This window comes from Rothia sp. P13129, assembly GCF_048512865.1.
GTDB lineage: Bacteria > Actinomycetota > Actinomycetes > Actinomycetales > Micrococcaceae > Rothia.
Genome location: NZ_JBLXYA010000001.1, coordinates 300,880 through 313,709 on the forward strand (window position 1 = coordinate 300,880; position 12,830 = coordinate 313,709).

16 protein-coding genes and 1 pseudogene are annotated in these 12,830 nt (G+C 47.5%); 11 read left to right on the top strand and 6 right to left on the bottom strand.

Features of this window, described 5'->3' with window-relative positions:
• The first annotated feature begins 11 nt into the window (after positions 1 to 11).
• From ACN081_RS01430 to ACN081_RS01455, 6 genes are all read left to right on the top strand, one after another.
• Positions 12 to 371 carry a hypothetical protein gene (locus ACN081_RS01430; RefSeq protein WP_419101185.1) on the top strand — a complete coding sequence of 120 codons (360 nt, stop codon included), beginning with the start codon at positions 12 to 14 and terminating at the stop codon, positions 369 to 371.
• On the top strand, positions 368 to 994 hold the full coding sequence (locus tag ACN081_RS01435; protein ID WP_419102733.1) for a hypothetical protein: 627 nt from the start codon (positions 368 to 370) through the stop codon (positions 992 to 994). The genes ACN081_RS01430 and ACN081_RS01435 overlap by 4 nt, the downstream gene beginning before the upstream one ends.
• 2 nt (positions 995 to 996) lie before the next feature.
• Positions 997 to 1,620 (top strand): hypothetical protein, encoded by a 624-nt coding sequence (locus ACN081_RS01440; RefSeq protein ID WP_419102734.1) that lies wholly within the window; start codon positions 997 to 999, stop codon positions 1,618 to 1,620.
• Positions 1,621 to 1,707: 87 nt separating this feature from the next.
• Entirely contained in the window at positions 1,708 to 2,271 is a 564-nt protein-coding gene (locus tag ACN081_RS01445) for an RNA polymerase sigma factor (RefSeq protein ID WP_419106718.1), read from the top strand.
• Positions 2,271 to 2,927 carry an Asp23/Gls24 family envelope stress response protein gene (locus tag ACN081_RS01450; protein WP_419101189.1) on the top strand — a complete coding sequence of 219 codons (657 nt, stop codon included), beginning with the start codon at positions 2,271 to 2,273 and terminating at the stop codon, positions 2,925 to 2,927. The genes ACN081_RS01445 and ACN081_RS01450 overlap by 1 nt, the downstream gene beginning before the upstream one ends.
• A 1-nt stretch (position 2,928) precedes the next feature.
• Complete coding sequence (locus tag ACN081_RS01455) at positions 2,929 to 3,381, top strand: hypothetical protein (protein WP_419106719.1); 453 nt, start codon at positions 2,929 to 2,931, stop codon at positions 3,379 to 3,381.
• A 69-nt stretch (positions 3,382 to 3,450) separates the two neighbouring features.
• On the opposite strand, the gene ACN081_RS01460 is transcribed toward ACN081_RS01455, so the two are convergent.
• From ACN081_RS01460 to ACN081_RS01470, 3 genes are all read right to left on the bottom strand, one after another.
• Complete coding sequence (locus ACN081_RS01460; RefSeq protein WP_419102736.1) at positions 3,451 to 3,816, bottom strand: hypothetical protein; 366 nt, start codon at positions 3,814 to 3,816, stop codon at positions 3,451 to 3,453.
• Between the two features lie 156 nt (positions 3,817 to 3,972).
• Complete coding sequence (locus ACN081_RS01465; RefSeq protein ID WP_419106720.1) at positions 3,973 to 4,566, bottom strand: hypothetical protein; 594 nt, start codon at positions 4,564 to 4,566, stop codon at positions 3,973 to 3,975.
• A gap of 66 nt (positions 4,567 to 4,632) precedes the next feature.
• A complete protein-coding gene (locus tag ACN081_RS01470; RefSeq protein WP_419106721.1) occupies positions 4,633 to 6,132 on the bottom strand; it encodes a PLP-dependent aminotransferase family protein in 1,500 nt (499 codons plus the stop codon).
• A gap of 89 nt (positions 6,133 to 6,221) precedes the next feature.
• On the opposite strand from ACN081_RS01470, the gene pdxS reads away from it, so the two are divergent.
• The 3 genes and pseudogenes from pdxS (at position 6,222) to ACN081_RS01485 (ending at position 7,816) form a co-directional block, all read left to right on the top strand.
• Positions 6,222 to 7,127: a pyridoxal 5'-phosphate synthase lyase subunit PdxS gene (pdxS, locus tag ACN081_RS01475; RefSeq protein ID WP_419102739.1), complete on the top strand. Its 906-nt coding sequence runs from the start codon at positions 6,222 to 6,224 to the stop codon at positions 7,125 to 7,127.
• Positions 7,128 to 7,252: 125 nt separating this feature from the next.
• Positions 7,253 to 7,363: pseudogene (locus tag ACN081_RS01480) on the top strand (helix-turn-helix domain-containing protein); the annotation flags it as partial.
• 15 nt (positions 7,364 to 7,378) lie between these two features.
• On the top strand, positions 7,379 to 7,816 hold the full coding sequence (locus ACN081_RS01485) for a hypothetical protein (RefSeq protein WP_419102740.1): 438 nt from the start codon (positions 7,379 to 7,381) through the stop codon (positions 7,814 to 7,816).
• 209 nt (positions 7,817 to 8,025) lie between these two features.
• Here ACN081_RS01485 and ACN081_RS01490 read toward each other — a convergent pair whose 3' ends face one another.
• The gene (locus ACN081_RS01490) at positions 8,026 to 8,757 is read right to left on the bottom strand and encodes an ABC transporter permease (RefSeq protein WP_419106722.1); all 732 of its coding nucleotides are present in this window, start codon (positions 8,755 to 8,757) and stop codon (positions 8,026 to 8,028) included.
• Complete coding sequence (locus ACN081_RS01495; RefSeq protein ID WP_419106723.1) at positions 8,757 to 9,476, bottom strand: ABC transporter ATP-binding protein; 720 nt, start codon at positions 9,474 to 9,476, stop codon at positions 8,757 to 8,759. Before ACN081_RS01495 ends, ACN081_RS01490 begins: the two co-directional genes overlap by 1 nt.
• A 215-nt stretch (positions 9,477 to 9,691) precedes the next feature.
• On the opposite strand from ACN081_RS01495, the gene pdxT reads away from it, so the two are divergent.
• The gene (gene pdxT / locus ACN081_RS01500; protein WP_419106724.1) at positions 9,692 to 10,306 is read left to right on the top strand and encodes a pyridoxal 5'-phosphate synthase glutaminase subunit PdxT; all 615 of its coding nucleotides are present in this window, start codon (positions 9,692 to 9,694) and stop codon (positions 10,304 to 10,306) included.
• Between the two features lie 67 nt (positions 10,307 to 10,373).
• Positions 10,374 to 11,423 carry a YeiH family protein gene (locus ACN081_RS01505; RefSeq protein ID WP_419106725.1) on the top strand — a complete coding sequence of 350 codons (1,050 nt, stop codon included), beginning with the start codon at positions 10,374 to 10,376 and terminating at the stop codon, positions 11,421 to 11,423.
• A gap of 46 nt (positions 11,424 to 11,469) precedes the next feature.
• Here the strand turns inward: ACN081_RS01505 and ACN081_RS01510 are convergent, their stop codons facing one another.
• On the bottom strand, positions 11,470 to 12,822 hold the full coding sequence (locus ACN081_RS01510; protein WP_419106726.1) for an MATE family efflux transporter: 1,353 nt from the start codon (positions 12,820 to 12,822) through the stop codon (positions 11,470 to 11,472).
• Positions 12,823 to 12,830 lie beyond the last annotated feature (8 nt).

Genomic DNA, 12,830 nt, shown 5'->3' on the forward strand with positions numbered 1-12,830 from the left:
AAGTACAAGCAATGAATTCAAGTAGTCGCGGAAACACGATTGTTGCCCGCAAGGCTCTGGTTACCGTGTGCACTGCTGTTGCTTCTGAGGCGTTCGGTGTGGCGTCATCTGATATTAAGACGACGCTCACCGATCACTCAGGTAAGCTCGGCGTGAACATTTCTATACCGCTTCGTGCTCCACGTCTCGACGAGATTCCCACTTCACCTGACTTTCTTCAAGAAATGGGTGGCACGGTCTTTGATTTGGTGGAGCGCGCTCGTGCGCTAGTTATCGCACAGGCCAGTGAGATTACTGGTCGTGAGATTGGCGCAGTAAATGTCAGCATTTCAGGTATTACCGAGTACGGAAAGCAGGTGCGTGTTCAATGAGTCGTCATCAAGAATATGTCGAAGAATATCCCACCGCTCGTCGCGCTCCAGGGCCGTTTGTTAAATATATGGTTCGTCGCGAAACGCACTCTTCACGTGCTGGCGTCTCCATCTTCTTCGCGGTCTTATTGCTCGCCGTCATTCTTTGGGCTGGTATTGAACTAGTTTTGAGCATGGCAGGGCAGAAGGCTCTTTTGCTCAGCGGTGAACAGATGTTTGATGGTGTAGCTCAGCTACCTTCAGGCATACCTGACTGGGCACTCTACCTAACGGGCGCTGTTCTTGTCATCCTCGGTATCTTCGCTGTTCAAAAGGCGTTGTCGCCTGGGACTTTGGCAAAGCATTCTTTAGGATCTCGCCAGAGAGTCGCTTTTGTTGCAGATGATAAAGTCATCGCTGCGGCAATGAGCGAGGCAGTACGCCGTCAATTCGGTTTCAATCAGGAGCAGGTCACCACAAGTATCTACCACGCTAAGGCTGTTGTAGAGATTGTTCCGACCTCTGGTTCGGTTGTACCGACTCAAGAAATCACTGATTTTGCACAAAAAACCTTGGACGCATACGGTTTTGTACCGACAATGCGCGCTTCGGTCACTGTTACTGGAGAAGGGCTGGTGGCATAAAGATGGGTAACGCACCTCGCGCACTCAATAGAATCTTACTGACCCTCTTCGGCTTAGTATTCCTTGCTTTAGGTGCAGGGCTTATCGCGTTGAAAGTCTCTGAGCCTTTGGCACAGTACTGGAATGATGCTGTTGATCAGGTAGAACAGCCAGCACGCGATGTGTTTGCGGCAGCTGCAACTCCTTGGGGTTTTAGCTGGGTAACAGTCGGAGTTGTTGTTCTAGCGGTCATCGCCGTTTTCCTTCTGGTACGTTGGATTTTTGCTCAGCATGGTAACCGCGCTCATTCTGTAGCTTCTAGTCAGCACTCGGTAAAGTCGCAGGGCTCTCAGGGACGCACAGAACTTGCTGCTAGTTTCGCTAAAGACGCTGTCAAAGAGTCTTTTGAGCAAAACCCTGACGTTCTAAGTACAAGTGTTACGGCACTTAAACTCCCCAAGAAAACCTCTGGATTATTTGTCAAGGTTGAAGTTCGACAGGGCGCAAACCCGCTCTCACTACGGGAAACAGTTGATAAGACTGTTGCTGGTTTAGATGCCCTTACAGGACAAGAAATTCCTGTAACGGTCTATTTGACCGGCGGGATTCGCGCCATGATGTCCAAGGACACACAACGGGTAAACTAACCCTTAGAACACATAAGGCAGAACCACACGAGTTATTAATGTTGTTGGTTCTGCCTTGTGTTTTTGTGAGACCGGGAAGGAAAACACATGGCATTACTCACCCCCGATAGAGTAGCAGGACTATCTGACGCATTATTGTGCGAAAGATCTGCAAACGGCGATTCAGACGCATTTCAAGCTCTATTACGTAGACATGCTCCTTCCATGAGGGCCTACGCTATTCGGTTAACAGGAAGCACCGCTGACGCAGACGATGTTCTCCAAGAAACCTTTATTCAGGCGTGGAAGAAAATGGATACGGTCGAGAACCCTGAACGTGTTAAAAGCTGGCTCATGATGCTTGTCAACCGTAAAGGAATCGATCTTATTAGAGCGCGTAAGCTCAACGCCGACATTGATAATTCACCCGAACCCGTCGCTGCAGGAGCTACTCCTGAGCAAAGTGCTATTACGGGTTCACAGATGGGTGCGCTCTCCGAAGTGCTCAAAACATTACCCGTTCAGCAACGGCAGATATTGGTGATGAGGGAACTTGGTGGAGCCTCATATAAAGAAATTGCACAGACATTGATGATTAGCGAATCTAGTGTTCGAGGAAAACTTGCTCGAGCAAGAATCGCACTGCTTGATGGATTGGAGGGCTGGAAATAATGTCTGATTGTAGAATCCCTCTCAGCGTCTTAAGTGACTGGTTGGATGATGAACACGAAAATAATGAAACGGTAGCCCATAGAAAAACAACAGAACATATTGATCAATGTCCTGTATGTACACAACGAGTCAAGGCGCTACGTAAGCTCGGCACACTCACCGCTGAGCTCTCTGAGCATGACCTTAAAGAGCAAAATAAGGATACGAGCTGGATTGATACGCTCTTGAATAATATTGCTCTCGAAACTAAAGCTGGACGTTCTATCCCCCTACGCTCAGATAACGAGTTTGACCGTCTAACACAGACGGAGGGTTCAGTTATCTCAGCTATCCGTTCAGCCGCTGATGAGTTAGAGGACGTCGTTATTGGTAAATGCCATCTTGATGGTGATGTGACTGTTATCGATTCCCCCATTACGGTTAATGTCACTGCATCTATTCGTTTTGGCACAGTTATTGACAACGCTGCTGAAGAGTTACGAACACTGATTCTCAAAGAAATTGAGCGTATTAGTGAGCTGAACGTTCAGATGGTGAACGTGACGATTCAAGATATTTTTGATGCTGCTCAAACGCAACACACACGTCAGAAGAAAACTGGTGCTTGGGGGATGCTCCGCGACGAAGCTGCCTTCGAATACCGGAAAGGTGCGTGATATGCCACAAATCATTCATATTGAGCCACATTCCTCCCACGATTCTGATTCCCAAAATAACACGCAAGAAGAATACCAAGGTTCTGAATTATCAATTGATATTTCTCGGATACGCAAGGAAGTATTAGCGGTAGAGGGTGTAGAGAAAATCTACCCTCATTATGCTGGTGCTACACGTATTTTGCGGGCGATGAGCGCGGTTAACTCTACGGTGGGTTCAACGGTTCGAGAAACCCTTAACGGGTCTGCCTCATCTGAGCAGAAAAAGGGTATTGACTCTAATCGTTCTCGTTCTTCACAGAGTGCGTTGCAGACTCCCCAACTAAATATTGTTCTTCGTTTAGGAACAACCTCGAGTGCGAATGTTCCAGATACCGTACGGACTGTAGCGCAGGTTGTCCGTCGTATTGTGAAAGAGCCAGTGGTTCTTCATATAGACATTGTCAATAGCTAAAAATATGCTGGTGACGAGCTTTCCCTCGTCACCAGCATATTTATTTTAAGTTTTATCGCCACAACGTCTTTAGCGCTCTTGAGAGTTTTTCTCCTCTTGAGAGGTTTTCTGTTGTGCTTTTTCTGCGCGTGCTTGGGCTTCACGTCGGGCACGGGCTTCGGCGTAAAGTTTTGCTGAAGAACGGTTGATTCCGGTACCTTGCCCTAGTTCAGGAGAGTTCGGTTTTTCAACAAGAATTAATGTTGCACAAACAACGATGGTAACGATAAAAACTGCACCAGCAACCGTAAACGCTAAAACATATTGTGGGCGGTTATTTGTTCCACCTGTTGCAGTGATGAAGGTTCCCCAAAACGCAACGACGGCTAGAATTGAGGCGATGACGAGCGGCCCTGTCACCTGCTCTTTGAAACCTCTAGGGCGCTGTTGTACCACTAAACTTTCCTCCTGATGTGTCTCATCCAGTCTACTCGTTAACCGGCGAGCATGCAGAGAATGTTAATCTTTCAGCTTGTCGTGTGTATTTCCCCAAAGAAAACTTCAAGCTACTGGGAACTTGGATGAGGTAAGAGACGTCGTTTTGTAGGTGTTCTATATTTCTAGAGGTTTCCCGAGCCGGTGCCACGTGATAACACCGGTGCTTAGAAACACACCGGTAATGATTGCGCCACAGCTGAACACTCCAAGCATGGCTCTATCGCCGATACCGCTCACAGCCCAGAAGCTCAGCCCTGTTGCAAGCATCATGATTCCTTCAAAACGCCAATCTTTAGCAAGTGCGTTGTTGTTCTTTAACTTGTTTGAAAAGATGGTTTGCGCAGCACCAGAAATACACCATCCTATTCCGAGGATAACTCCGGCTGAAGTTTCTTCCCGTGCAAAAAATAGATATATCAGCGTAGTTATGCACAACACTACGGATGAGGTGACAAAGAGAAACCGACTCTTGTCTTTTTCTGTTGCAGATAAAGTTTTGTATAGGTAGCTATGCACAACTGCCAATATGACCATAAATGGTGAAATCGTATAGCGAAGTACGTCAAGACTGGGGTTCACCATGAATAACGTGATGAGACCGAATACAACGTATATTGATGCGTGGACGGCAGTCCACTGGCTTAGCAACTGTTTTTTCTGCTCTGATTGGTTGTTTGAAGATTTTGAGTGGGTACGGTTTTGAGTCACGGTATAAGGCTATCGGAAAAGAGTATTTTCGTGCGAGTAGAGAACTGATAATTCTCAGAGTCTGTTTTAGGGATTGCAGATGATGCGGGTTAGCAGTGTCATTGCTTGTTCGAGGTACCGTTCTGATACTGCACCGAAGCCGATGATTAGCCCGTAGTCTTGACGCGGCATACCATTATGCGACCAGTATTCTCCTAAGCTTCTGACGGATACTCCTTGTTCTTTAGCTCGCGCTACAACCTTTTGTTCTTTGAGGTATTGTTCTTCTGCGCTGAGGTGATTTATTGACGCAAATTTGAGGATAGCGTGTAGTCCACCGTCCATGGGTAAAAGTGTGCACTGTTGAGAGAGTTCACTGTGGTCATAATAGTTTTGCACAAGGCGTCGTCTTGTGGCGTAAGTTCTTCGCATTTTTGCAATATGACGGCGTACCGTACCGTTTTGTAGGAGGAGTGTCATCGCTTCTTGAGTAATGGCAGAGACAGGTGAACCGAGCTGGGTTCTGAGGGCACTTAGTGGTTCTTGCAAGTGTTGTGGGGCAAGCAGGTACCCTACCCCGACTGCTGGAGAGAGTGTTTTAGCAAACGAGCCGAGGGTAACGACACAATCATGGTGCGATGCTAGATGTTGTGAGCGGGTCAGTGAGGCGAGTGCAGGTACGGGGTCTCCTGTGTAACGCAGTTCGGAGTCGTAGTCGTCTTCAATGATGAGGGCTTTATTTTTGTGTGCCCATTCGAGCAGTTCGAGCCTGCGTGTTACAGGCATGGTCGTGCCTAGCGGGTATTGGTGGCTTGGTGCAAGAAGGATAATATCTGGCGGGGTGTCTTGAGGTAGATGTTGGGGGTTGAGTCCTTGTGTATCGAGGGGTATCGGCATGATGGTGTGTCCGAAGGTGGCAGGAATTTTTTGTAGCGAGGGGTACCCAGGGTTTTCAACGGCGATACGTAGTGGACGATTTTTAATGATGGTTCTAAGTGTTGAGAGGACGAGCCTAAATCCGTCTCGTGCTCCTGATGTGATGAGTAGTTCTTCGGGGTGAGCGATGAGGCTTCGTGTTAGTCGGAGGTGTTCGGTGAGTTCTTTTTTGAGTGCAGGTGAGCCGGTGGCAGGGTATGTTGTTCCAACGTTGGCGACAGCGGTTCTCCATGCTGCTCTCCATGGTGTGCTGGCGAGCGTGGAGGTATCTGGGGTGCCTGGGCGTAGGTCGATAATGGTGTTTTGAGGTGTTCTCAGGTGACTAGTGGAAAGGCGTGTTGGTGTGGTGGGCTGTGGTGTGTTGGTGTGGTGTTTGTTGTGGGGGTGAGGGAGGTTGGGGTTGATAGTTGTTCCAGTATGTGTGGTGTGTAGGTACCCTTCTGTGATGAGTTGTTCGTAGGCGGAGACGATTGTTCCTCTGGAGACGTTGAGACGTTGAGCGAGTGTTCGTGTTGAGGGTAGCGGGTCTGATGCGATGAGTGTGCCGTTGAGGATGAGTTCGCGTATTTTTTCTGCCAGTTGGCTTGGTAGTGAGGTTGTGAGGTTGCGGTTGAGGGTGATGGGTAGTTCTACGGAAGCTGAGGTGTGCATAGGAGTGTGGTAGTTCCACCTAGTGGTCTAAAATTTTTGTTGATTCTTGGCTCTATCTTAGACCAGCGTTTTAGGGCACAGTAGAGACCATGACTGAAAATACTGAACTTCATGGATCTCCCCTCGTCAAACGAGGATTAGCAGATATGCTCAAAGGTGGCGTCATTATGGACGTTGTCAACGCTGAACAAGCAAAAATTGCAGAAGATGCTGGTGCTGTTGCGGTGATGGCACTGGAGCGTGTGCCTGCCGATATTCGTGCTCAAGGTGGCGTTGCTCGTATGAGTGACCCCGACATGATTGAAGATATTATTAACGCGGTGTCTATCCCTGTGATGGCTAAAGCACGCATTGGACATTTTGTTGAGGCGCAGGTTCTTCAATCTCTCAAGGTGGATTACATTGATGAATCTGAGGTTCTTTCTCCTGCTGATTATGTGAATCATATTGATAAACAGCAGTTCACTGTTCCCTTTGTGTGTGGTGCAACTAATTTGGGTGAAGCACTTCGCCGTATTGCTGAAGGTGCGGCGATGATTCGTTCTAAGGGCGAAGCTGGCACGGGCGATGTTTCTGAAGCGACAAAGCATATTCGCACGATTAAATCTGAGATTGCTGAGCTACAAGCACTATATGCGACCTCTCCTGACGCGTTGTATGTGAAAGCTAAAGAGCTTGCTGCACCGTACGACATCGTTGTGGAAGTGGCACGCACAGGAAAACTTCCGGTGGTTCTTTTTACTGCTGGTGGTGTGGCAACCCCCGCTGACGCTGCAATGATGATGCAGCTTGGTGCAGATGGTGTTTTTGTTGGTTCTGGCATTTTTAAGTCTGGTGACCCTGTTGCTCGTGCACGTGCCATCGTTAAGGCCACTGCGTTCTATAACGACCCTGCTGTTATCGCTGAGGCTTCTCGTGGTTTGGGTGAAGCGATGGTTGGTATTAATGTTGCGGACCTTCCAGCACCTCACCGTTTAGCTGAGCGCGGCTGGTAAGAATTGTAATTACACAAAAATTCTTGTGGTAGTTGTGCGTATTCTTCATCGAGGATGTGCACAACTATCACGTTAAAACACTGACTTGATACGTCGAAGGGTTAAAACAGTAAGTAGCAGAGCTATGCGCTACCGGCTTATCCGTCCGAGTTATCGCATATCAACTAGATATTTCCAAAAGCAGTGTCGCACGATATATTAAAGAATTCGAGAAAGAAAATAATGTAAGCGTATAAAGGATTGATGAACATATGAAGAAATTTTATTTTCTGACTACTTTTACGCTATTTTCTTTAGCTATTACGTCTTGTGGATTTCCCTCATCTTCATCACCGTCCAGCGCTGGAACAAAAGTTCCTGAACTGTTTTCACCAATTGAAAAGGATGGTTCTTATACCAGGACTTTCTATAGCAATTTTCCGCTGGACAATCCGAAGAGTTCTTTAGTCGCTTCTGACGCTTCCGGAAAAGGCCCTTTCACTGCTTATATAGCATGCAGTGAAGGAGAGGAGATGGCTGTATCTATCGATTCAGAAATCGAAAAAACTGTACCTTGTGATGAATCAGTTTATGAGATTCATGAAATCCAAAAAATTGCACTCTCAGGGGGTATAAAAGCTACTGTAGAGTCCTCTAAAAAGTCAGGAAGCTGGCAGATTCAGTTCCTAAGTTCTAGAAGCTTTAACTAGACATTATAGTTTTGCAATCAGCACCAGCGCGCAGGCGCCACCAACCCAATACCTCAGACCGAACCCGTACCATCTACTCAACACATCGGTGCTCTGCACCGAGTATTGTCCACGCACAAAAAGTTGCGCACGGTTTTATGCTGAGACCAGCGGGATATATCAAAAGTTAGGGAAAGGGTGTGCACAACTACCACGTTAAATACATAAATTTAGCGTTCTCGACTCAGATACTCAGTCTTACGCAAAAGCATCACTGCAGTGACAACACCAAGAACGACCCATAACCCCGCACATAAAATCCCCAAAGAACTCATCTGCCTCAAAACACCAACTTGATACGTCAAAGGGTTAAAACCAGCAAGAACAGCAAGCCAATTTCCCTGAATAGGGTAAAACAAGGGAGCAGTAAAAACTACTGGAAGTGACGTCACAGTAACAACAAAATCACGTGTAGCGTACGAGTCCACTTTCCCGCCTAAGGCTGCACCAAAGCCACACCATCCAGCAACAAAAAGAACGCCCACACCTAATAAGGTTAAAACCCTCCACATATCTGGTGCAGACTCAGGGAAAATAAGCAGAGAACACGCAAACAAGAGCGCAAACTGAGCAATAAATACCAATGCACCAAAAAGCACAATGCTTAATACATACCCGACTACCGAACCGCCTTGAAGGATATATAAGGCCAGCACTCCCCACTTACGGTCATTAGCAACATCACTCATACTTGCTGTAGCAGAACGAAAGGCCAGCAAACATACCAGTCCTGCCAACACAAATTCGCTATACACATCGACCTTATTTTCCAATGAAGGTCGAAGCCCTGTAGACAGGAAAACTAAGTAAGCAACAGGTTCTATAAAACGGCCAAGATAGGACGTACGCCAATTCCACAAGGAGAGGATATGAAATTTTATAAGGATTAAAGGGCGTAGCATTAGAAAACAGTCTCCCTAATATGTGTGTAAATATCCCATAAATCATCTGTCTCTCTAGGGGAAAGGCTTAGATAGTCTTCAACGGGTAAGTCAGCGATTATTTTTCCGTGGTCGATAGCCACTACTCGGGTGCAGTGTTTCGAGAATCGTGATGTTTCGTGAGTGCTTATTAATGCTGTTGATCCGTGTTCTTTACGTTCATCAAGATATTTAAAAACTGTTTCTATACCTTCAGGGTCAAGACCGGTAGTTGGTTCATCAAGAATCATTAGTTGGGGGTTTCCGACGATTGCACGTGCAATTTGAGTTCGTCGTAGCTCTCCCCCAGACAGAGTTTCTGCAGTTTTCCCGAGATATTCGCTCAGCCCAAGGGTGTGAGCGACTTCGTCTATGGACACACGCTGTGATTTCTGTAAGGCACTACGTCGAAGCTCTACACCAAGTGCAATATTTTGATGCACGGTAAGAGACCAATCGATGATTTCTCGTTGAGGACACCACCCTATCTCTGAACGGTTGATATTCGTTGATAGTGTTCCTGCTGTTGGGTGTGTAAAACCGCTGACGAGGTCAAAAAGGGTTGATTTTCCTGCGCCGTTATGTCCTACTACTGCTATGACTTCTGCTGGATTGATAGTCAGGTTTACGTTGTCTATTGCCGGTGTTGTTTTCTTAGGAAATTTTTTGACTAAGCCTTCTGCAACAATGATTGGTTTCAAGGTATCAGCTTTCTCGAAGTGCTTAATGAATATTCTCTTCTATATAGGTCTTTCTAAGACGTCGTTCTCTCTCATATAAGTTTGATAATACATTTCTTATAAACCGTAGAGACATATTTCCTTATCAGAACGAATCAATAAAACGAGTATGCTTAGTTTAGCCACAGATTTTATCTGTATAAGTTTGCGCGAGAAAAACACGAAGGGTACAAACATTGACCACTATTGTTAACAATTCTGGGAACGGTAAAACTGTTGGTGTTCTTGCCCTTCAAGGTGGCGTCGCAGAACACGCACAAATGATGGAATCTCTGGGTGCGCAGGTAGTTCTTGTTAAAAAGGCTGAGCACCTTCATGGGTTAGACGCGTTGATTCTTCCCGGTGGAGAGTCTTCTACCATTGACCGTCTTACGCGTATTTTTGGGGTACGGGATGCCTTACGCGAAGCTATTATCTCAGGTGTACCAACGTTAGGTACTTGTGCTGGGCTCATCATGCTAGCGCACACTGTAGACGACCCTGCACCGGGTCAGCAAACACTCGATATTCTTGATATTTCTGTAGATCGTAACGCTTTTGGTTCGCAAGTTGATTCTGCCGAGACAGAGGTTCTTTGGCGTGGGGCAGATGAACAGCTACACCCTGTTCACGCGGCTTTTATTCGGGCTCCTCGAGTGAGTCGAGTGGGTCAAGATGTTCAGGTAACAGCTCATCATGGTGGGCAGGTTGTCGGTGTTCGGCAGGGCAATGTTATGGGTATTTCTTTTCACCCTGAACTTACGGGTGACACAACAATTCACCGTGAACTTCTTGAGATGGTGGACGCTTAAACTCGTTTTTTCTATCTCATAACTCTTGGTGTGCTTCATGTTCATACCAGTATCTTGAAGATGAGTTATGTTTAGTTTTATGCTCCATACTTTTAGTTCCCGCTTATACGGTATTTTGTACGCTGTCGCATTGACGATGGGAGCTTATCTCATCACGTTTATTCCGGGGTTTCAGCTTGTTAGCATTCTCCTGTTGGCGATTGTTCTCGGCATTTTGATGCGGAATGTGGGTCTTATCCCCGATTCTTGTTCAGCAGGTTTGACGTATTCGAGTAAAACGTTTTTGAGGGTTGGTGTTGTGCTCTTGGGGTTGCGTCTGGCAATTCCTGACATTCTTGAGCTAGGTTGGGGCGTGCTTTTTATCATTGCGGTCACGGTGCTGAGCACGTATCTGGTGACGTTGTGGTGCGGACGTTTGATGGGTGTTGCCCATAATTCTCGTATGCTTATTGCGACGGGTACAGCTATTTGTGGTGCTTCTGCGGTTGCTGGTATGTCTGCGGTGTTAGAGAAAAAAGATGATTCCGAAGAGGATGTGGAGTCTTCTGCGACTACTGCTATTGCTTGTGTAACACTGTTTGGAACATTTTTGATGTTTCTTATTCCGGCTTTAGCTGTTCAGTTTGGTCTTTCGTCCGAGCAGGCTGGGGTTTGGATTGGTACTTCTATCCATGAGGTGGGTCAGGTTGTTGCGGGTGCTGGGTTTATCGGTACGGATGTGGTGGCAACTGCTACGGTGACGAAGTTGGGTCGTGTGGTTCTTCTTGCTCCTTTGGTTGCTTATGTGGGGTATCGGCAGGGGCAAGAGAAAGCTCGTCGTGGGGTGTCGTCTCAGAAGCGGCCACCGTTGTTGCCACTTTTTGTGGTGGGTTTTCTTGTTGCAGTATTTTTGCGTTCGGTGTTGACCTATATGGGGTTTGATGGTGTTCTTAGCAGCGTGTTGAGGGGTGCTGAAGTTCTGTCAACGGTGTTGATTACTGTTGCGATGGGTGCGATGGGCACTAATGTTCATCTTCGGAAGATTATGACGACGGGGTTGAGTGCTGTTGTTTTGGGTGCTGTTGCGAGTGTGGTTGCGGCTGTGGTGAGCCTTGTCTTGGTCTTAGTCATCATGTAAGTTTTCAAGCATCTTAGGTTCTATGAGCATTCGATGTGGAGCAGTCCTACCGAACCCATATCTCAGTGCGAGCGCGTCGGCCAAGAGTCACGGCACGAGCACCCATGAAAACCGTAGAATACGCTAACCATAGAGCGATAAAGGCCGCACTCTGCCCCATGAGCGGGGTGAGGACGTCAACGAGTAGAAGTGACGGCACGTAGGCACCTAAAACAATGAGTGAAGCAATGCCAAGATAACGCATGTCTTCTGCGCCCATCAGCACCCCGTCTAGAACAAAAACATATGCGGCTAATGGTTGGGTGAGTCCCACAACTAGTAAGGACAACGCAAAAAGGTGTTGAACGTGCGGGTCAGAACTAAAAATCCAGCTACTGGTAAAACCGATGAGTGCACAGAAAATTCCTGTAATTACACCAAAATAAAGACTCCACCGCACCAAAGCATTTTTAAAATCAAGAACAGCGTTCTTTCCTTGTGCCGTGTTGAGGTTCTGTGCCCCCAGTTCTTTACCTAAAAGAGCCTGTGCAGCGATAGCCAAAGAGTCGAGTGCAAAAGCAAGAAAGCTGAAAAAGCTCATGGTGAGCTGATAGGTTGCAAGAGCTGTCTGCCCTTGATGTGTGGCAACAATAACCGTACCGAGTAACGCCACTCGCATAGAAAGCGAGCGCAACATGAGCCATGAGCCGAGAGCAAATACGTGGCGAAGCCCCGAAAGTTCGGGGGCAAGTTGCACACCGTATCGGGTGATACCCCGCCACAAACTCACACTGAGGACAGCGAACATGCCCCATTGTACGGTGGCGGTAGCAATAGCAGAGCCGGCAAGTCCCCACCCCAGAAGGTAAATCATCACCCAGTCGAGGACGATGTTCACAATCGCGCCGACGGTGGCAACATAGAGCGGGGTTTTTGTGTCTTGTAAACCTCGTAGCACCCCTACGATGGCGAGTACACCGAGCATGGCGGGCAGTCCAAGTAGTGAGGGGTGTAAGTATTCTTGGGCGTTGATGGTGGTGGCGGTGTCTGCTCCTAATGCGGTGAAGAGCTGTTGAGAGAAAACCCACCCTAAGATGCCAAGTAGTGCCCCTAGTCCGAGGGCGACCCAGAGCGCGTTTCGTCCTGCAGCGTAGGCTTGAGAGAGGTTATTTTTTCCGTAGGCTCGGGCAACTGCTGGTGTTGTGGAGTATGAGAGGAACACCATTAGCCCTATGACTGTTTGGATGATGGTCGAGCCGAGGGTGAGTCCTGCTAGTTTGTCGGTGCCGAGGTGTCCGATCATGGCAGAGTCAGCCATGACGAAGAGCGGTTCAGCGACGAGTGCGCCAAAGGCTGGTATTGCTAAGTGAAGGATTTGTCGGTGCAAGGTGTTGGAGGGTGCAGGGCGGGTAGCTGACATAATCTTTA